The following is a 19,258-nucleotide window of genomic DNA, read 5'->3' on the forward strand; positions in this document are numbered from 1 at the left end:
TTGTGGTGGTTATTGTAGTGCTTTTGATTATCTGCTGATTTTTGACAAGTTTTTATTTGTTTGTTGTATCGCTCGTCGGTTTCTTGAATTTTTGGCGTATTTTAATGATTGCTCAAAAAATATTATTTGCTGTAAGAGTAATTGGATGCGAGGTGTGTGATATTTCTGGTATGAGTATTGAGTGTGTAAATATCAGTTACGTTTTAGCGGAAAGGTAGAGGCTAGTAGTTCTCAGGGCGCGACCGGATCAAGCTGGCTCTCGAAAAATTTTGGTCGTAAATCGACACAGGTGGCTGCTGGAAAGTGCGACACACTGACGCTGATACAGTTTTAAATTCATTCTGTTCGAGGGATTTTTGTAGGAGGAATCCGTGTTGTTTGTAGGGGATGTCTCTTGGTGTGGGTGTCCGGGAGGGGCGACATGCCATGGGTGAAACGACTAGGCTATTGTGCGGGCTCTAAAAATTCGAACAGCGAAAATTGGACTTGCCCATGAATAAAGTGCTGATCGTGGATGATCACCCCGTCATTCGTCTTGCGGTACGTATGCTAATGGAGCGTCATGGCTACGAAGTTATTGCAGAAACCGATAATGGTGTGGACGCACTGCAACTAGCCCGTGAACTTATGCCGGACATTATCATTCTGGATATCGGGATTCCGAAGCTGGACGGGTTGGAAGTCATCGCGCGTTTGTCTTCGACTTCAATGCCGATGAAAGTGCTGATTTTGACTTCCCAGGCGCCGGGACATTTTTCGATGCGTTGCATGCAATCCGGTGCAGCCGGTTATGTCTGCAAACAACAAGACCTCACGGAGTTGCTCAGTGCAATAAAGGCCGTTTTGTCAGGCTACAGTTACTTTCCTAATCAAGCCTTGCATACCGTACGTTGCAGTTTGGGGAATGCCAGTGAGGCCGATATGGTCGATCGATTGTCGGGGCGGGAAATGATGGTCCTGCAGCAGTTGGCCCGAGGAAAGACCAATAAAGAGATTGCCGATGGGATGTTTCTCAGCAATAAAACAGTCAGTACTTACAAGACCCGCCTGTTGCTCAAGCTGAATGCGCGGTCTCTGGTCGATCTGATCGAACTGGCACAACGCAATGGTCTGGTGTGATGGCATAACTGCGCGACATGGGGCGCCTATCGGGGTACGGCACTTAGCAAAAAAAAGCCTCCGTTTCGGGAGGCTTTCAGGTGTCATAAATCAAAATCGTAATCGGCCAATTGCTTTTGCAGTCGGCGCTCCTCCAGCAGGTTGTCGATGGTGCGGCGTTTGCTCAGATTAGTTTTCGCTACTTCAACCACCGGTTCAGCATCATCGGTTTCGGCGGTGGTGAAATCGTCTTCTACGTCTAATTGCTCTTTGCCAGTACTCATTTAGTTGCTCCAGGCTAAGAAGGCCTTTGGCGCCCCTTATATCGACATTCTCCCGGCGGGTAAAAAAGATTTTTTCAATCGACAAATCAATAAACCCAATAGCGCCTCAATCGTCGGAGGTTTTGTGCTTGTATTCGCACAAGTCCTCGATCCGGCAGCTTCCGCATCGGGGCTTGCGGGCCAGGCAAACATAGCGACCATGAAGGATCAGCCAGTGATGGGAGTCGAGCAGGTACTCCCTGGGCACGAATTTCATCAGTTTTTTCTCGACTTCCACCACATTCTTGCCGGGAGCAATGCCAGTCCGGTTGCTGACCCTGAAAATATGCGTGTCGACGGCCATGGTCAGCTGACGGAATGCCGTATTGAGTACCACATTGGCGGTCTTGCGGCCGACGCCGGGCAGTGCTTCCAGCTCTTCGCGGGTTTGTGGGACCTCGCCGGCGTGACGCTCGACCAGCAAACGGCAGGTTTCGATCACATTTTTCGCTTTGCTGTTGTACAGCCCGATGGTCTTGATGTACTCCGACAGCCCTTCGACACCCAGGGCATGCATCGCTGCCGGGGTATTGGCGACCGGGAAAAGCCTGGCTGTGGCCTTGTTGACGCCGACATCGGTGGACTGCGCCGAGAGAATCACGGCAATCAGTAATTCGAAGGGGGAGGAATAGGCCAGTTCGGTCTTTGGTTCCGGGTTGTCCTCGTGCAGTCGGCGGAAAATTTCCAGACGTTTTGCGGCATTCATGGGCAGTGCGTTTCCTCGAAGGCAATCAATGTGTGGGCGTCGGGCGCCAGGCCTGCCAGGCGGCGATCAGGAGTCCGAGCAGGATGAACCCGCCAGGGACCAGTGTGGTCAGGCGCAGTCCGCCGTCAGCCACCAGCACCCAGCCATGCCAGTCAGTTTGCGTTGCGCCGAACAGCCACGATAGATGGTTTCCAAGTGTTCCGTTGCCGATGAGTTCGCGCAGCAGGCCCAGCGCGATCATCAGCGTGGCAAACAGGCTATTGAGTCGCAGACGTTGATGCCAATCGCTCTGAAAGACCCCGGTGTGTTCCAGTACGACGCATTGCAAGGCGATCAAGGCTCCATAAATCCCCAGATGCTGCTGCCATTGCAGCGACCAGGCTTGTGCCATGAGTTCCGCGCAACTGGTGAGGGTGGCTGCCAACAGGATGCTGGCCAGCATACGGGTCGCCGGGACCAGTCGAGATCGCAGGGCACCCATGGCCAGACCGAACAACTGAGTCACCACCATGAACATCAGGCACAGGCCAACTGCAGCCATCAGCGAGTGGGTGACGCCGATCAGTGGCGTCAGCATCAAGGCGTTGCGCAGAGTCGATGAGTTATCCATGGGCAGGGATTCCGAGCAGTTGTTGCCGGTGTTCATCGAAGTAGCGCAAGGCATCGTGGACGGCATTGATCACCGCTCTTGAGGTGATGGTTGCGCCTGCGATCTGATCGAACTGTCCCTGATCCTTTTTCAGCGCCCAGCCGCTGTCACCGGGTTCTGTTCGAGACTTGCCGGAAAAAACCTGGAGCCAGGCATTGGGCCAGTCGGCGATCCGAGCCCCCAGTCCAGGTGTTTCCGACTGTTTGAGGGTTTTGACGCCCAGCAACCTGCCATTGGCGTCGACTGCGATCAACAGGTCGATGGCACCGGCGTAGCCAAGGGTTTGACTGCGCAGCAACACCGCGACGGGTTGATCGGCTCGGGTCGCCAGATAACCACCCAGCAAGGTGCTGTTGGTCAGTGCGGCTGCTTCAATCGTTATGGGGTGTTCGAGTGGTTGATTGTCGTAGCTGTCCGGCGCGATCAGGTCCAGCAGGTTACGGCTGTCGATCAGGCGCTGTTCGGCTGCAATGCGTGGCGCGCTGCCGAGTTGTACGAAGTACGTCACGCCAAGGCCCAGTGCGGCCAAAAGCACCACAAGCGCGATGCTTGATGTCCTGTTCATGGCGCCTCCGGCTGTTGCCTGGCCGCCACGAACCGCTCCAGCGCCGGCACGCACAGGTTCATCAACAGCACAGCGAAGGCGATGCCGTCCGGGTAGCCACCCCAGGTACGAATCAGATAAGTCAGAAGCCCAACACCAGCGCCGAACAACAGTTTCGCGCCAGGGCTTCTGGCGCCGGACACCGGTTCGGTGATGATGAAGAACGCCCCCAGCATGGTCGCGCCGGTCAGCAGATGAAACAACGGCGAGCCATGGGAGTCGGAGCCCGAGCCGTTCCAGCACAACAGGCTGATGATGAACAGGCTGGCCAGCATGCCGACCGGTGCATGCCAGCTGATCACCCTTCGTTGCAGGAGAAACGCTCCACCCGCCACAAAGGCCAGGTTCACCCATTCCACCCCCCGGCCGCCAAAGTGGCCGAATGCCGGGTTGCCGGCAAACAGTTCATCCATGGTCAGGCTTTTGTTGATCCGCAGACTGTCCAGTGCCGTGGCCTGCACCCACGCATCCGGCACATGGCCGATGCCAAACACGTGCTGCAGGCCGCTCAGCAGATCCATGCCATGGGGCAATGGCCAATGGGTCATTGGTTGGGGAAAGGTCACCAGCACCAGCGCCAAACCGAGCATCGCCGGGTTGAAGGGATTCGAACCGACGCCACCATACAAGTGCTTGCCGAACACCATCGCAAAAGAGGCAGCACTGAGGGTCAGCCACCATGGGCAGTAAGGCGGCAGCGCCAGAGCCAGCAATGTGGCACTGACCAGCGCGCTACCGTCACTCAACGTTGCCCCCGGCGGCTGCTTGCGCCATTGCACGACGGCGGCCTCGACGGCCAACGCGGCAGTGGCCGCCAGAAGCAGATTGATCAACACACCCCAGCCGTACAGCCAGAACGCTGCCAGGATTCCCGGCAGCGTGGCCAACAGCACCAGTTTCATCGCCTGTTGCAGGCGATCATCCACCACGTCAAGGGCTGGCATGGGCGTCCACCAGGCGTTCGGCTTCACCGAGTGCGCGTTCCAGGGCTTCGATTTGTTCCGCTGGTGCTTCGTTGGCCTGAGCCTTCTTGAGTTCGGCGCGACGCATGGCCAACTGGATCTTGGCCCGTTTCAGATCGGCATCATTTGACGACGCAGCTGCGACCGTCGGCGCAGGGGAAGGTGGAGCGGCGTTTTCCAGTTGCGCCAGGTTTTGTTCGGCGGCTTCGAACTGTTGTTGCAGTGCGATCAACTGCGATTGCTGTTCGAAGGTCGGCGGATGCCCGAAGGCCTTCAGCGATTTGTGCAACTGCGCCCGACTCATCGCCACCTCGATCTTGGCCTTTTTCAGCGCGGCATCGGCATTGGCGGTTTTCTGTGCGCGGACGCGCTCGAGGGCCGCCTGCACCGGGTCGGCTGTCGTCTCGGCAGGTTGTGCGGCTCGCTGCCTTGCCTGGCGCTCGGCGATTTTCTGTTGCTCCTCACGCTGCAGGCGGGCATTGCGTTGTTCGAAGCGGCGCCGTGCGTGATCGCGCTTGAGGTTGCGGGCCTGCCGCGCCTGCGGTGTGAGGGCCAGGCCCCCGACAACAGGCAGTACAGTGTTCGGCTGCAATGGGCGCATTTCGATGCAGTCCACCGGGCACGGTGCCACGCAGAGGTCGCAACCGGTGCACTCATCAATGATCACCGTGTGCATCAGCTTGGCCGCGCCGACGATGGCATCGATCGGGCAGGCCTGAATGCACTTGGTGCAACCAATGCACTCGGCCTCGCGGATATAGGCGATCTGCGCAGGTGCCGAGCCGCGAGTGATGTCCAGTTCCAGCACCGGCACCTTCAGCAGTTCAGCCAGGGCCGCGATGGTTTCGTTGCCTCCGGGAGGGCACTTGTTGATCGGCTCACCGCTGGCGATGCCTTCGGCATACGGCTTGCACCCGGGGTGCCCGCACTTGCCGCATTGGGTTTGCGGCAAGAGTGCGTCGATGCATTGAATCAGACTCATGTTTTGATCAGTCCGCTGAATCCGAGAAAAGCCACTGCGATCAGGCCGGCACCAATCAGGTCGATCGGCAAGCCGCGAAAGGGCAGGGGAACATCGTTGTCGGCCGTGCGTTCACGCAAATCAGTGAACAGGCTCAACACCAGCCAGAAGCCCAACCCTGCACCGAGGCTCAAGGCAGTGGCGTGAAAAAAGCCCTTGTCTTCCTGAGCATTGAGCAGGGCCACGCCGAGTACGCCAGCGTTGCCCAATAGCAACGGCCAGAGGCCTTCGAATGGTAGTGTCGAAAACAACCGCGCCAGCAACTTCAGCAACGGGCTGATCAGCAGCACGCTCAATGGCAGAAACACAAACAGACGCAGCGGCGTCAATTGTAGTGGCACCAGCATCCATTGATAGAGCGCGTAGCCGAGCATGCCCACGACCAGCATCAGGCATGTCGTCGCAATGCCCAGGGCATGTACCTGACGACGCTGACCGGCCAACAGTGGATCGACGGCCAATGGCCATTGCAACACGAGGTTGTTGATCAGGGCAGCGCTGATAAGCGTAAGCAGGATTTCGGTCATTGTTCGTGCCGACAAGAACGGTAGTTTTTGTAGGAGCGAGCTTGGTCCGGGCGGCGTTCCGACGATCGACTCAAGGGCGCTGCGTTCAACCTGTGGACACGCATAATCGTTAACGACCATCGCGAGCTCGCTCCTACAGGAGATGGTCTAAAAAGCTTAGGCATTATCCGGCAAGGCGGGAGGGTGGGCCAGACATGAAAATCCCACAGCCGCGCCAGGCACGACTGTGGGATCGTTTTGCCGCAGACCTTACTTGATGCGCTGGCCAGGCTTGGCGCCGCTGTCAGGGCTGAGCAGGTAGATTTCTTCTCCGCCAGGGCCTGCCGCCATCACCATGCCTTCGGAGATACCGAACTTCATTTTCCGTGGCTTGAGGTTGGCGATCATCATGGTCAGGCGCCCATCGAGCTTGGACGGGTCCGGGTAAGCGCTCTTGATCCCGGAGAACACGTTGCGTTGCTCGTCACCGATATCCAGGGTCAGGCGCAACAGCTTGTCGGCACCTTCCACGTGTTCAGCCTTGACGATCAGCGCGACACGCAGGTCGACAGCGGCAAAGGTGTCGAACTCGATTTCCGGCGACAGTGGATCCTTGGCCAGTTCGCCATTGCCGGCAGGTGCGGCTTCGCCGGTGTCGGTCTGGCTGGCGGTCAGGTCTTCTTTCGAAGCGTCGGTCATGGCTTGCACTTTTACCGGGTCGATGCGGGTCATCAGCGGCTTGAACTCGTTCAGCTGGTGATTGCCGAGCAAGGTCGCGTGATCGTTCCAGGTCAGCGGCGCGACGTTGAGGAACGCCTCGGCGTCGGCGGCCAGCAGCGGCAGCACCGGCTTGAGGAAGATCACCAGTTGGCGGAACAGGTTGACGCCTGTGGCGCAGATGGCCTGGACTTCATCCTGTTTGCCTTCCTGTTTGTTCAACGACCACGGCGCCTTGTCGGCGATCCAGGCGTTGGCGCGGTCGGCCAGGCCCATGATCTCGCGCATGGCACGGGCAAAGTCGCGGGCTTCATAGGCGTCGGCGATACCTGGCGCGGCGGCCAGGAAGGCTTCGGTCAGTTCAGGCGCGGCGTTGGTGTCGACCATTACGCCAGCATTGCCCTTGTTGATGAAACCGGCACAGCGGCTGGCGATGTTGACGACCTTGCCCACCAGGTCGGAATTGACCTTCTGCACGAAGTCTTCGAGGTTCAGGTCGAGGTCATCAACGCCACGGCCCAGCTTGGCCGCGTAGTAATAGCGCAGGTATTCCGGCGACAGGTGGTCCAGGTAGGTCCGGGCCTTGATGAAGGTGCCGCGGGACTTGGACATTTTCTGACCGTTGACAGTCAGGTAGCCGTGCACGTTGATGCCGGTCGGCTTGCGGTAGCCCGCGCCCTCGAGCATGGCTGGCCAGAACAGGGCGTGGAAGTTGACGATGTCCTTGCCGATGAAGTGGTACAGCTCGGCGGTGGAGTCCTTGCCCCAGAACGCGTCGAAGTCCAGCTCCGGCGTGCGGTTGCACAGGTTCTTGAAGCTGGCCATGTAACCGATCGGTGCATCCAGCCACACGTAGAAGTACTTGCCCGGCTCGTCGGGGATTTCAAAACCGAAATACGGTGCATCGCGGGAGATGTCCCACTGTTGCAGGCCGGCATCCAGCCATTCGGCGATCTTGTTGGCGACGGCATCCTGCAGGGTGCCGCTGCGGGTCCAGGTTTGCAGCATTTGCTGGAAGTCTGGCAGCTTGAAGAAGAAGTGCTGGGAATCCTTGAGCACCGGGGTGGCGCCGGAGATCGCCGACTTCGGATCCTTCAGGTCGGTCGGTGCGTAGGTCGCACCGCATTTTTCGCAGTTGTCGCCGTACTGGTCTTCGGTGCCGCATTTCGGGCAGGTGCCCTTGATGAAGCGGTCGGCCAGGAACATTTTCTTTTCCGGGTCGAAGTACTGGGTGATCGAACGCGTGGCGATGTGCCCGGCGTCACGCAGCTTCAGGTAGATCTGGCTCGACAGCTCACGGTTTTCTTCGGCGTGAGTGGAGTGGAAATTGTCGAAGTCCACCAGGAAGTCGGCAAAGTCGGCGCTGTGTTCGGCCTGGACGTTGGCGATCAGTTGTTCCGGGGTGATGCCTTCCTTTTCCGCGCGCAGCATGATCGCCGAACCGTGGGCGTCGTCGGCGCAGACATAGATGCATTGATTGCCGCGGTGCTTCTGGAAACGCACCCACATATCGGTCTGGATGTATTCCAGCATATGGCCGAGGTGAATCGAACCATTGGCATAGGGCAGGGCGCTGGTGACGAGGATCTTGCGTGGCTCGGACATGGGGCTCGGCTACTTGATGAAACGGAGGTCGGCCACTATAAAGCGCCGGCGCATATTTTTCACCCTGTGAGCCTGTTTCCGGATGCATAGCTGGTGAAAACTGTGGCGAGGGGGCTCGCCCCCGTTCGACTGCGCAGCAGTCGTAATAAGGCTGATGCGATCCAATTGTCGGAACCGGGCTGCCGGGATTGGGGCGGCTTCGCCACCCAACGGGGGCAAGCCCCCTCGCCACATGAATGCCTGCGCAACAAATGGTCTACAGGCATGCCGCCTCGGGCGCAGAACAGGTACGATACCCACTATCTTTTCCAGTCCTGTTTTCGGAGTTGCCCATGAGCGCCGTCAATCGCGCAGCGGTGGAAGCCGTCCTTCGCCAGTATACCGACCCTTACCTGAACCTGGACCCGGTCAGCGCCGGGTGCGTGCGCAACATCGAGATTCAGGGCGACCGCGTCAGCGTTCAGCTTGAACTGGGTTACGCCGCCGGTCTGTTCAAGAGTGGCTGGGCGCAGATGCTGGAAATGGCCATTCAGGGGCTGGATGGCGTGGCAAGTGCCAAGGTCGAAATCACCAGCGTGATCGCCGCGCACAAGGCTCAGGTGCAGATTCCGGGCTTGGCGAACGTGAAAAACGTGGTGGCCGTGGCGTCCGGCAAGGGCGGCGTGGGCAAATCCACCACGGCGGCCAACCTGGCCCTGGCTCTGGCCCGGGAAGGCGCCAAGGTCGGGATTCTCGATGCGGACATCTACGGCCCGAGCCAGGGCATCATGTTCGGCATACCCGAGCGTACCCGCCCCGAGGTCAAGGATCAGAAGTGGTTCGTTCCGCTCAAGTCCCATGGCGTCGAAGTGATGTCCATGGCTTTCCTCACCGACGACAACACGCCGATGGTCTGGCGCGGGCCGATGGTTTCGGGCGCCCTGTTGCAACTGGTCACCCAGACCGCGTGGGGTGACCTCGATTACCTGGTCATCGACATGCCGCCAGGCACCGGTGACATCCAGTTGACCCTGGCGCAGAAAGTGCCGGTGGCCGGTGCGGTGATCGTGACCACCCCACAGGACCTGGCATTGCTGGACGCACGCAAGGGCGTGGAAATGTTCCGCAAGGTCAACATCCCGGTGCTGGGCGTGGTGGAGAACATGGCCGTGCACATCTGCTCCAACTGCGGGCATGCCGAGCATCTGTTTGGCGAAGGCGGTGGTGTGAAACTGGCCAACCAGTATGGCGTTGAACTGCTGGCTTCGCTGCCGCTGTCGATGGTCATCCGCGAGCAGGCCGATGGCGGTAAGCCAACAGTGATCGCCGAGCCTGATAGCCAGATTGCGATGGTTTACCAGGAACTGGCCCGCCATGTCGGCGCGCGGATCGTGTTGCAGGAAGCGTTGACGCCGGCGATGCCGAACATCAGCGTCAGCGACGACTAATGTTCGCCAGATAAACGCTGACCAAATGTGGGAGCGGGCTTGCTCGCGAAAGCGGTGTGTCATTCAACCAACAAGTTGACTGATCTATCGCCTTCGCGAGCAAGCCCGCTCCCACAGTTGTTTGGGGTTGGGCTTAGATCCGCAACCCGCCATCCATCTCCAGAATCCGACCGGTGTAATAGTCGTTCTCGAAGATGTAAGCCGCCGAATGGGCGATTTCCTCAGGCTTGCCCATGCGCTTGAGCGGGATCCCCGCAGTCATCTTCTCCAGCGCTTCAGGCTTCATGCCCAGGGTCATTTCGGTTTCGATGAAGCCCGGTGCAATGCCGGCGACGCGAATGCCGTAGCGTGCCAGCTCCTTGGCCCAGGTCACGGTCGCCGCAGCAACACCGGCCTTGGCGGCGGAGTAGTTGGTCTGACCGACGTTGCCGGCGCGGGAAATCGACGAGATATTGATGATCGCGCCACTGTTGTTCAGCTCGACCATTTTCGCCGCGACTTCACGGGTGCACAGGAACACGCCGGTCAGGTTGACGTCGATGACGGCCTGCCACTGGGCCAGGCTCATCTTGGTCATTTCGCCATCCTTGACCTTGAGCAACAGGCCGTCGCGCAGGATCCCGGCGTTGTTGATCAAGCCATGGATCGCGCCAAAGTCTTCAGCGACCTGGGCAACCATGCGGGTCACTTGCTCTTCGTTGGCCACGTTGCACAGGTAGGCGCGGGCCTCGACACCTTGGGCCTTGCAGGCCGCGACGGCGTCGTCGAGTTTTTCCTGGTTCAGGTCCACCAGCGCGAGTTTCGCGCCCAGGCCTGCGAAATACTCGGCCATGGAGCGGCCTAAACCCTGGCAACCGCCAGTGATAATGATTACTTTGTCAGTGAGTTGCATTCGCATGCCCCGGTAGCAGGTCTGAGTGGTTTCCTTTAGAGAGCCTCTCGATCTGCGCCTGACCTGGCCTGGCTGCACATGAGAACTGCCCCCGATGGCGTGCTGGGACTTTCGCCAGCAGCTCGTCCGTTTTTCTGACGGATTCTATTTAAGGAGTCATAAATTGAGCGTTGAAGCGGCTAAGCATGCACGAGAATTGCTTCTCAAGGAATACCGTGGGGTGCTCTCGACGCACTCCAAATCAATGCCCGGTTTTCCGTTCGGTTCCGTGGTTCCGTACTGCCTGGACGAGCAGGGCCGGCCGCTGATCCTGATCAGCCGCATTGCCCAGCACACTCATAATCTGCAAAAAGATCCGAAATGCTCGCTGTTTGTCGGCGAACGTGGTGCCGAAGATGTCCAGGCCGTTGGTCGACTGACTTACCTGGCTGAGGCGCAACAGCTCGAAGACGAAGCCGCCATCGACGCTGCCTCCGAGCGTTACTACCGCTACTTCCCGGAGTCGAAGGGTTATCACAAGGCCCACGATTTCGATTTCTGGGTGCTTGAGCCTGTACGCCACCGTTACATCGGCGGTTTTGGCGCGATTCATTGGGTCAACGACCTGACCCTGGCCAACCCGTTCGCCGGCAAGGCCGAAGTGAGCATGGTCGAGCACATGAACGCCGATCACGCCAAGGCCATCGCCCATTACGTCGATCTGGCCGGGCTGCCGAAAAACGTGCCGGCGCAAATGGTCGGCATCGATTGTGAAGGCATGCACCTGCGCATCGGTCAAAGTCTGTACTGGTTACCGTTCCAAGCGCCTTGTAATACGCCGACACAAGTTCGCGAAGCCTTGGTTTCTCTGGCCCACGCCGATCATTGGCCGAAAAATGAAGTGGCCGACGCTTGAATTCACGAAACGGCGACGTCATCTAAGGTGAACTGGCAAGGCATTCTTGCGTTGAGGAACCATTTGATGCGCCCTTTTTTGTTGCTCTTTCTGCTGTTCCCGGTGTTGGAGCTGTTCGTATTCGTCAAGGTGGCAGGGTCCATCGGGTTCTTCCCGGCCCTGCTGCTGATCATTCTCGGCTCGATGTTCGGCGTGTTTGTGCTGCGCATCGCCGGCCTGGCCACGGCCCTGCGTGCCCGTGAAAGCCTGAGCCGCGGCGAACTGCCGGCCCAGACCATGCTCGAAGGCCTGATGCTGGCATTGGCCGGTGGCCTGCTGATTCTTCCGGGCTTCATCAGCGATGTGATCGGCCTGTTCATGCTGCTGCCGTTCAGTCGTCGCCTGCTGGCCAATAAAATGCGCCAGCGCGCCGAAGAGCAGGCGATGCGTCAGCGAGCGTTCGCCGACGACCTACAGGCCCGTGGCGGCCCGGCGCCTCGCGAGCCGCTGGGCCGCGAGCCCAACGTGATCGAAGGCGAGTTCGAACACCGCGATACCAAGTAATACGCACATCGACACGGCACCTTCGGGTGCCGTGTTCGTTTGCGGGGCATCGACCTGAAAAATTTTTCATCGCCGCCCTTGTAATAAGCTTATGCGCCCTTATGTAACGGTCACCGCAAGGTTTCTGGCGAACAAGCCAGACAGACTTCCGCGGTTCGCTTGACGAACCGCAACCGGCACCGCCGGCCTTTGTTAAACCCGCCGGGACTACACCGGCCGATGAAAACCACAATTAGGAGAGATCGACAATGAAGCTTCGTCCTCTGCATGACCGCGTCGTCATCCGTCGCAGCGAAGAAGAAAAGAAAACCGCTGGCGGTATCGTCCTGCCAGGTTCGGCTGCTGAAAAAGCCAACAGCGGCGAAATCCTCGCTGTAGGCACCGGCCGCGTACTGGAAAACGGTGAAGTGCGTGCACTGTCCGTGAAAGTGGGCGACAAGGTTGTGTTCGGTCCTTACTCCGGCAGCAACACTGTGAAAGTCGACGGCGAAGACCTGCTGGTAATGAGCGAGAACGAAATTCTCGCCGTTATCGAAGGCTGATACCCCCGTTCATTTTCCCGCTACTACAAAGTATTTAAGGAATATCGATCATGGCTGCTAAAGAAGTTCTGTTTGGCGATTCCGCCCGTAAAAAAATGCTCAAGGGCGTCAACGTCCTGGCTGACGCAGTAAAAGCGACCCTGGGCCCGAAAGGCCGTAACGTGATCATCGAGAAGAGCTTCGGCGCTCCGACCATCACCAAGGACGGCGTTTCCGTCGCCAAAGAAATCGAACTCGAAGACCGTTTCGAAAACATGGGTGCGCAGCTGGTCAAAGACGTTGCCTCCCGTGCCAACGATGACGCTGGTGACGGTACTACCACCGCTACCGTTCTGGCTCAGTCGATCGTCAACGAAGGCCTGAAAGCCGTCGCTGCCGGCATGAACCCGATGGACCTCAAGCGCGGCATCGACAAGGCGACCATCGCCATCGTCAAAGAGCTGAAAAACCTGTCCAAGCCATGCGCTGACACCAAGGCTATCGCTCAGGTCGGCACCATCTCGGCCAACTCCGACAACTCCATCGGCGACATCATTGCCGAAGCCATGGAAAAAGTCGGTAAAGAAGGCGTAATCACCGTTGAAGAAGGCTCGGGCCTGGAAAACGAACTGTCGGTTGTTGAAGGCATGCAGTTCGACCGTGGTTACCTGTCCCCGTACTTCGTCAACAAGCCAGAGACCATGGTCGCTGAGCTGGACGGCCCGCTGATCCTGCTGGTCGACAAGAAGATCTCGAACATCCGCGAAATGCTGCCAGTGCTGGAAGCCGTTGCCAAAGCCGGCCGTCCACTGCTGATCGTGGCCGAAGACGTTGAAGGCGAAGCCCTGGCGACTCTGGTTGTGAACAACATGCGTGGCATCGTTAAAGTCGCAGCCGTCAAGGCTCCAGGCTTCGGCGATCGTCGCAAGGCCATGCTGCAGGACATCGCCGTTCTGACCGGCGGTACCGTTATCTCCGAAGAGATCGGTCTGAGCCTGGAAAGCGCAACCCTGGAAAACCTGGGCAGCGCCAAGCGCGTGACCCTGTCCAAGGAAAACACCATCATCGTTGACGGTGCTGGCGTACACGGCGACATCGAAGCACGCATCACTCAGATCCGTGCTCAGGTTGCCGAAACTTCCTCGGACTACGACCGTGAAAAACTGCAAGAGCGTCTGGCCAAGCTATCCGGCGGCGTTGCAGTGATCAAGGTTGGCGCTGGTTCCGAAGTTGAAATGAAAGAGAAGAAAGCCCGCGTTGAAGACGCCCTGCACGCTACCCGTGCAGCCGTTGAAGAAGGCGTGGTACCTGGCGGTGGCGTTGCGCTGATCCGCGCTCTGCAAACCCTGAACGATCTGAAAGGCGACAACGCTGATCAGGACGTAGGTATCGCTGTTCTGCGCCGTGCCGTTGAAGCACCGCTGCGTCAGATCGCTGCCAACAGCGGTGACGAGCCAAGCGTTGTGGTCAACGAAGTCAAGAACGGCAAAGGTAACTTCGGTTACAACGCTGCGACTGGCGAATACGGTGACATGATCGAAATGGGCATCCTGGACCCAACCAAGGTCACCCGTTCCGCGCTGCAAGCTGCATCGTCGATCGGCGGTCTGATCCTGACCACCGAAGCCGCTGTTGCTGATGCACCGAAGAAAGAAGGTGCAGCTGGCGGCGGTATGCCAGACATGGGCGGTATGGGCGGCATGGGCGGCATGATGTAAGCCAGCCTTACCCCTGTACGAAAAACCCCGTCTGCGAAAGCAGGCGGGGTTTTTTATTGCCCGGACTTCAATGTTCACATCGATCCATTGTGGGAACGGGCTTGCTCGCGAAGGCAGTGTGTCAGTCGATATAGATGCTGAATGACATTCCGCTTTCGCGAGCAAGCCCGCTCCCACAAGGAACTGCATAAATCCTGTGGGCGCGTGGCTTGCCCGCGAAGGCGTCAGGTCAGGCGCTGACAGGTTCTGCACTTGCCTCGCGATCCGCCCTCAAGGCCGGTCGATACAGAACGTAGTAATACGACCCCAAACAAATCAGCCAGCAGAACACCGCCGTCCACACGTTGTGCGAGAAGAAGTGCGCACCCTGCATCATCCGCCCGATGGAGAACACCGAGCCGAGGGCAAAGGCGAAGACCAACGCTGCGCGAGCCATGCGCGGGCGACGGTCGCGCAGTACGAAAAACAGGGCAAACAGGGTGAAGCCGGTGGCCGCATGGCCGCCGGGCCAGCAACGCCCTGGTTTATCGGTGTGCGGGCGAGGACTCAACAGTTCGCTGTAGGTTTCGTGACCGCCGAATTGTTCGAGGCTCCATGGGCATTGCACCGCGGTCACTGCTTTGATGGGCGTGACAAAGGAAGTCGCCAGGCCCAGGGACAGCACCAGGCAACCCAGTTCCCGCTTGAGCGGTTTGAGCCTGGCCATGAAGAACGAAGCGATGAAGGCGAGAATGGCAAACACCGAGAAGGCGATGACCACTTGCTTGGCGCGATCGTGCAGGATGTCCTCGAGGAAGTAACTGTGGCGTCCGATGAATTCCCCGGTGACCGGGTCGTAAAACAGCTTGGCCAGGTCCATGTCCAGACTGGTCAGTTCGAGCAATACCAGAATGATCGCAGCTACGGCGGGGACTCCAAGGCACACCCAGAAATTGAGCGGACGAGGGGAAGGGCGGGCAAGGGTCGAAACCATGCTAGTTCCTTGATCAGTGAAATGTTCTCAAATGCGCAGCCGCGCAGAGTTTGAACCCGATTCTGTCGCCAGCATGTGAATCGCCGGTGAAAAACTCGTTAAGGCTGTAATCGGTCAATTTCCGCGCTTTTGCGCTTCACTCAGTCCTAGCCCTGAGCGGAACTTCGCCTTAAGCTGCGCGGGCCACGACGGCCGTTACTGTGGACGGAGAGATACCCATGCGAATTCTATTGGTTGAAGACAACCGCGATATCCTGGCCAACCTGGCCGATTACCTGGGGCTCAAAGGCTATACCGTCGATTGCGCTCAGGATGGTCTGTCGGGCCTGCACCTGGCGGCCACCGAGCACTACGATTTGATCGTGCTCGATATCATGTTGCCCGGCATCGATGGCTACACCCTGTGCAAGCGCCTGCGCGAGGATGCTCGCCGCGAAACGCCGGTGATCATGCTCACGGCTCGCGATCAACTGGATGACCGTCTGCAGGGCTTCAAGTCCGGCGCCGATGACTATCTGATTAAACCGTTCGCCCTGTCGGAGCTGGCGGCGCGTATCGAAGCGGTCATGCGCCGAACCCAGGGCGGCGGGCGGCGGACCTTGCAGGTCGGCGACCTGAGCTACGACCTCGACACCCTGGAAGTCACTCGCGAAGGCCGGTTGCTGAAACTCAACCCGGTCGGCCTGAAGTTGCTGGCCGTGTTGATGCAGAAAAGCCCTCATGTGTTGCGCCGTGAAATTCTTGAAGAGGCGCTCTGGGGCGACGACTGCCCGGACAGCGACAGCCTGCGCAGTCATGTCCACCAGTTGCGCCAGGTGATCGACAAACCGTTCGCCAAACCATTACTGCAAACCGTGCACGGTGTGGGGTATCGCCTGGCCGAGGGCCGTGATGGAGTTTAAGCAGAGCCTTGCTCAACGCATCATCATTGCCTTTGCGCTGATGAGCGCACTGGTGGCGGGTGCCTTTGCCATGGGCATCGTGGCGACCGTGCACCTGGTGGAGGAAAAACTGATTTCGGCCGGTCTGGGCGGCGATTTGCAGCGCCTGTTGCTGATGGACAATGTCACGGACTGGAGCCACCGCCCCGAACCGGACCAATTGTTCTACTTCAGCAACGGGCCAGGCGATTTCAATTTGCCCAAGGATTTGCGGCATCTGGAGCCGGGTTTCCACGAAGTGTTCCGCGAAAACCTGTCGTACCACGCCATGGTCGAAATCGTCGACGGCCGACGTTACGTACTTTTGCAGGACCAGAGCGATTTTGAAGAGCGCGAGCGGGTGCTGTTTGCCGTGGTGCTGGTGGGTTTCGTACTGAGCCTGGCACTGGCTGTATTTCTCGGCTGGGTGCTGGCACGCAAGGTCATGGCGCCGGTGGTACGGCTGGCCCGCCAGGTACGCCATCGCGATCAACTGCTGGGTTTGGCTCCTCCCTTGGCTCCGGATTATGCCGCCGACGAAGTGGGCGAACTGGCCGTGGCCTTCGACGCCACCCTCGGGCGCTTGCGTCAGGCCCTGACCCGCGAGCGTTTGTTCACCAGCGACGTCAGCCACGAATTGCGTACGCCCCTGATGATCCTGGCCAGTTCCTGCGAGTTGTTGCTGGAAAACCCAGGTCTCGATCAGCGCGGTCGCGCCCAGGTCGAGCGCATTGCCCGGGCATGTGAAGAAATGCGTGAGCTGGTGCAAACCTTCCTGATGCTGGCCCGCGCCAAGCGCGAAGATAACAGCATGTCGCCGCAGCAGCCCCTGGGCCAGGTAGCCGAGGGCCTGGTCGGTCTGTGGCGCGGGCCCATTGAAAGCAAAGGGTTGAAACTGATCTTCGAACCGGGCAACCCTGAGGCCAAGGGCTACAATGCGACGCTCCTGCACGCGGTGATGGGTAACTTGCTGCGCAACGCCTTGCACTACACAGAACGGGGCTTCATCCGCCTGAGCCTGACGGGCACGGGATTTCTGGTCGAAGACAGCGGTGTGGGCATTCCCGAAGAAAAACGCGAGGCGATGTTCGAACCCTTCGTTCGGGGCACTGAAAAACGCGGGGAAGGCTTGGGCCTGGGGCTTTCACTGGTGCAGCGGATTTGTGAAAACCAGGGCTGGAGCGTCAGCCTGACTACGATGGAGCCCAGTGGCTGCCGTTTTCAGGTGGAGCTGTCCCGAACTTGAGCTGTTAAGTCAGGCGTCCAGCAAACCCTGTCAACTCCGTAAAACCCTGTAATATTTCAGGTTTTCCCATAACGATATTTTCACAAATGGATGACCAGACGCCGACACTACAAAATCTAAGGTAGCTGCTATCAGAAGTTCAGGAGACCTGATGATGGACGGCCCGATCAAGCTCGATTTTTCCGAAAAGTACGACGATCAACACGCGCAACGCTATTTGCGCAAACACCAGGAAGGTCTCGGCCGTCGATTGTCCCACTGGCGTGACGAACAACTGGCGCGCAAGGCACTGGCCCTGGTTGGCGAGCCTGGTCTGGTCCTCGATTTGCCTTGTGGTGCCGGGCGTTTCTGGCCCTTGTTGGCGGAAAAATCCAACCGAGTGATCATCGGTGCCGATAACTCGCCGTCCATGCTGAAGGTCGCAACCCAGGCACAACCTGCCGATGTGGTGAAGCGGGTACAACCCTTGCACACATCTGTATTCGACATCGCCTTGCCGGACAACGCCGTCGACAGCATTTTTTGCATGCGTTTGCTCCACCACATCGGTGAAGCCAAGCATCGCATGGCTATTTTGCGTGAGTTCGAGCGGGTTTCCCGCGACAGCGTGATCCTTTCGCTGTGGGTCGATGGCAACTTCAAGGCCTGGAAACGCAAGCGTTCGGAGAAAACCCGTGGGCAGGAAGGTTACCAAAACCGGTTTGTGTTACCGGCCGCTACCGTAGAGAAGGAATTTGAGCAGGCGGGTTTCCGAATCCAGGAACAACTGGACTTTTTGCCGCTCTATGCCATGTGGCGAGTTTACGTATTACGCAAGAGGTAACAGGATGGCAGTGCAGTGTGCAGCAGAAACGGAAGTCGTTCCCCAGGACCGCTTCGATTACTTTTGGAATCAGCGCGGTGAATGGGTAGAAGAACCCAACGTCCGTCGCGGCGGGGAAAGCGGCGTTCAACGCCTGATGGGCAGTGATGGTCAACTGCTCTACGTCAAGCGCCAGACCGGGCATATTCATCGTAGCTTGCAGCACCCTTTCGGGCGGCCGACGGTCATGCGCGAGCATGCTGCGCTCACCGGTGTGACCGCACTTGGCGTACGGGTTCCGGAAATCGTTTTTTGTGGTGCACAGCGCGATCCAGTGCACAAGTGGCGTGCCTTGCTGGTCACCAAGTCGCTGGACGGCTTCGAGGAAATCGATCGCTGGTACGCCGGTGGCGGTCGCGAGCGTCATGGTGAAGCCATAAACGAACGAGTGCTCAAGGACCTGGCTGAAAACCTGGCTCGCATGCACAAGGGCCGCTGGCAGCACGGATGTATTTACGACAAGCACGTATTCGTTCGCGTGACCGGTGAGGGCGAGACGGCCAAGGTCGAAGTGGCCCTGATCGATCTGGAGAAATGCCGACAGCGTTTGACGGCCCATCGCGCAGCTGTCCATGACATTAAGCAATTGCGTCGCCACTCGTCGTTCAGCGACGCAGACTGGGAAAAACTCATCTACTTTTATGAGACGGCGTTTGGCAGCGCTATCAAGGGTTTATAGCGATGAAACTCGAAATTGCACGAGGTTTGTTTCTGGTAGGAGCCTTGGCAGTTGCATCGATCGCGATGGCAACCTGGGAGCAACCACGCCCCCAGGTTCTCAGCTCGATAAACGCAGAAGAACATTGTCCGTTGCCACGGATTGCCAAGGCATCCGTGGCCACTCGACCCGATCATGACTTGTTGCTGTTCATGTTCGGACTTTCTCAGGGATTGAGGCCGCAGAGTTGAACCGATTGAAGCCAAAATGAAAGGCCTCGCTGATGCGAGGCCTTTTTTATTGCCCTGACTTCGGGCTTCAACACTGACCTGTGTGGGAGCGGGCTTGCTCGCGAAGGCGATCTGTCAGTCGACATTGAGGTTGACTGGAATGACGCCTTCGCGAGCAAGCC

The 19,258-nt window shown here is 58.5% G+C and carries 21 protein-coding genes; 11 read left to right on the top strand and 10 right to left on the bottom strand.

The window, feature by feature from the left end; translation table 11 throughout:
* Positions 1–492 precede the first annotated feature (492 nt).
* The gene (locus tag KGB20_RS26770; RefSeq protein ID WP_154860462.1) at positions 493–1,119 is read left to right on the top strand and encodes a response regulator transcription factor; all 627 of its coding nucleotides are present in this window, start codon (positions 493–495) and stop codon (positions 1,117–1,119) included.
* Between the two features lie 83 nt (positions 1,120–1,202).
* Here the strand turns inward: KGB20_RS26770 and KGB20_RS26775 are convergent, their stop codons facing one another.
* From KGB20_RS26775 to metG, 8 genes are all read right to left on the bottom strand, one after another.
* The gene (locus KGB20_RS26775; protein ID WP_007972325.1) at positions 1,203–1,382 is read right to left on the bottom strand and encodes a PA3496 family putative envelope integrity protein; all 180 of its coding nucleotides are present in this window, start codon (positions 1,380–1,382) and stop codon (positions 1,203–1,205) included.
* 106 nt (positions 1,383–1,488) lie between these two features.
* Positions 1,489–2,127, bottom strand: a complete 639-nt coding sequence (gene nth / locus KGB20_RS26780) for an endonuclease III (RefSeq protein ID WP_102671233.1) — start codon at positions 2,125–2,127, stop codon at positions 1,489–1,491.
* A 25-nt stretch (positions 2,128–2,152) separates the two neighbouring features.
* Positions 2,153–2,737 carry an Rnf-Nqr domain containing protein gene (locus tag KGB20_RS26785; protein ID WP_150814670.1) on the bottom strand — a complete coding sequence of 195 codons (585 nt, stop codon included), beginning with the start codon at positions 2,735–2,737 and terminating at the stop codon, positions 2,153–2,155.
* The gene (locus KGB20_RS26790; RefSeq protein ID WP_057713441.1) at positions 2,730–3,341 is read right to left on the bottom strand and encodes an RnfABCDGE type electron transport complex subunit G; all 612 of its coding nucleotides are present in this window, start codon (positions 3,339–3,341) and stop codon (positions 2,730–2,732) included. The genes KGB20_RS26785 and KGB20_RS26790 overlap by 8 nt, the downstream gene beginning before the upstream one ends.
* The gene (locus tag KGB20_RS26795) at positions 3,338–4,324 is read right to left on the bottom strand and encodes an RnfABCDGE type electron transport complex subunit D (protein ID WP_150814668.1); all 987 of its coding nucleotides are present in this window, start codon (positions 4,322–4,324) and stop codon (positions 3,338–3,340) included. Before KGB20_RS26795 ends, KGB20_RS26790 begins: the two co-directional genes overlap by 4 nt.
* Positions 4,311–5,324 (bottom strand): electron transport complex subunit RsxB, encoded by a 1,014-nt coding sequence (gene rsxB, locus KGB20_RS26800; protein WP_150814667.1) that lies wholly within the window; start codon positions 5,322–5,324, stop codon positions 4,311–4,313. Before rsxB ends, KGB20_RS26795 begins: the two co-directional genes overlap by 14 nt.
* Positions 5,321–5,890 carry an electron transport complex protein RnfA gene (locus KGB20_RS26805; RefSeq protein WP_154860461.1) on the bottom strand — a complete coding sequence of 190 codons (570 nt, stop codon included), beginning with the start codon at positions 5,888–5,890 and terminating at the stop codon, positions 5,321–5,323. Before KGB20_RS26805 ends, rsxB begins: the two co-directional genes overlap by 4 nt.
* A 249-nt stretch (positions 5,891–6,139) precedes the next feature.
* Positions 6,140–8,191 carry a methionine--tRNA ligase gene (gene metG, locus KGB20_RS26810; protein ID WP_056726133.1) on the bottom strand — a complete coding sequence of 684 codons (2,052 nt, stop codon included), beginning with the start codon at positions 8,189–8,191 and terminating at the stop codon, positions 6,140–6,142.
* A gap of 332 nt (positions 8,192–8,523) precedes the next feature.
* Between metG and apbC the strand changes: the two genes are divergently transcribed.
* The gene (gene apbC / locus KGB20_RS26815) at positions 8,524–9,618 is read left to right on the top strand and encodes an iron-sulfur cluster carrier protein ApbC (protein WP_150813353.1); all 1,095 of its coding nucleotides are present in this window, start codon (positions 8,524–8,526) and stop codon (positions 9,616–9,618) included.
* Positions 9,619–9,751: 133 nt separating this feature from the next.
* On the opposite strand, the gene KGB20_RS26820 is transcribed toward apbC, so the two are convergent.
* A complete protein-coding gene (locus tag KGB20_RS26820; RefSeq protein WP_154860460.1) occupies positions 9,752–10,510 on the bottom strand; it encodes an SDR family oxidoreductase in 759 nt (252 codons plus the stop codon).
* Between the two features lie 163 nt (positions 10,511–10,673).
* Here KGB20_RS26820 and KGB20_RS26825 point away from each other — a divergent pair, with 163 nt between their 5' ends.
* From KGB20_RS26825 to groL, 4 genes are all read left to right on the top strand, one after another.
* Positions 10,674–11,405 carry a HugZ family protein gene (locus KGB20_RS26825; protein WP_150813351.1) on the top strand — a complete coding sequence of 244 codons (732 nt, stop codon included), beginning with the start codon at positions 10,674–10,676 and terminating at the stop codon, positions 11,403–11,405.
* Positions 11,406–11,471: 66 nt separating this feature from the next.
* Positions 11,472–11,948: an FxsA family protein gene (locus KGB20_RS26830; protein WP_008053539.1), complete on the top strand. Its 477-nt coding sequence runs from the start codon at positions 11,472–11,474 to the stop codon at positions 11,946–11,948.
* Between the two features lie 248 nt (positions 11,949–12,196).
* Positions 12,197–12,490: a co-chaperone GroES gene (locus KGB20_RS26835; RefSeq protein ID WP_007985847.1), complete on the top strand. Its 294-nt coding sequence runs from the start codon at positions 12,197–12,199 to the stop codon at positions 12,488–12,490.
* 50 nt (positions 12,491–12,540) lie between these two features.
* On the top strand, positions 12,541–14,187 hold the full coding sequence (gene groL, locus KGB20_RS26840; RefSeq protein WP_090457529.1) for a chaperonin GroEL: 1,647 nt from the start codon (positions 12,541–12,543) through the stop codon (positions 14,185–14,187).
* A 229-nt stretch (positions 14,188–14,416) separates the two neighbouring features.
* Here the strand turns inward: groL and KGB20_RS26845 are convergent, their stop codons facing one another.
* Positions 14,417–15,160, bottom strand: coding sequence for a phosphatase PAP2 family protein (locus tag KGB20_RS26845; protein ID WP_154860459.1), 744 nt, complete (start codon positions 15,158–15,160; stop codon positions 14,417–14,419).
* A 218-nt stretch (positions 15,161–15,378) separates the two neighbouring features.
* On the opposite strand from KGB20_RS26845, the gene colR reads away from it, so the two are divergent.
* The 5 genes from colR to KGB20_RS26870 all read left to right on the top strand — a co-directional run bounded on the left by colR (position 15,379) and on the right by KGB20_RS26870 (position 19,097).
* The gene (colR, locus tag KGB20_RS26850) at positions 15,379–16,062 is read left to right on the top strand and encodes a two-component system response regulator ColR (protein ID WP_007985839.1); all 684 of its coding nucleotides are present in this window, start codon (positions 15,379–15,381) and stop codon (positions 16,060–16,062) included.
* Positions 16,052–17,326: a sensor histidine kinase gene (locus KGB20_RS26855; protein ID WP_057713451.1), complete on the top strand. Its 1,275-nt coding sequence runs from the start codon at positions 16,052–16,054 to the stop codon at positions 17,324–17,326. Before colR ends, KGB20_RS26855 begins: the two co-directional genes overlap by 11 nt.
* 154 nt (positions 17,327–17,480) lie before the next feature.
* Positions 17,481–18,149, top strand: a complete 669-nt coding sequence (locus KGB20_RS26860) for a class I SAM-dependent methyltransferase (RefSeq protein ID WP_057716567.1) — start codon at positions 17,481–17,483, stop codon at positions 18,147–18,149.
* Between the two features lie 4 nt (positions 18,150–18,153).
* A complete protein-coding gene (locus KGB20_RS26865) occupies positions 18,154–18,867 on the top strand; it encodes a lipopolysaccharide kinase InaA family protein (protein WP_154860458.1) in 714 nt (237 codons plus the stop codon).
* A gap of 2 nt (positions 18,868–18,869) precedes the next feature.
* Positions 18,870–19,097: a hypothetical protein gene (locus tag KGB20_RS26870; protein ID WP_079246712.1), complete on the top strand. Its 228-nt coding sequence runs from the start codon at positions 18,870–18,872 to the stop codon at positions 19,095–19,097.
* Positions 19,098–19,258: the final 161 nt, after the last annotated feature.

Source organism: Pseudomonas sp. BF-R-30, assembly GCF_019956175.1.
Taxonomy (GTDB): domain Bacteria; phylum Pseudomonadota; class Gammaproteobacteria; order Pseudomonadales; family Pseudomonadaceae; genus Aquipseudomonas; species Aquipseudomonas jessenii.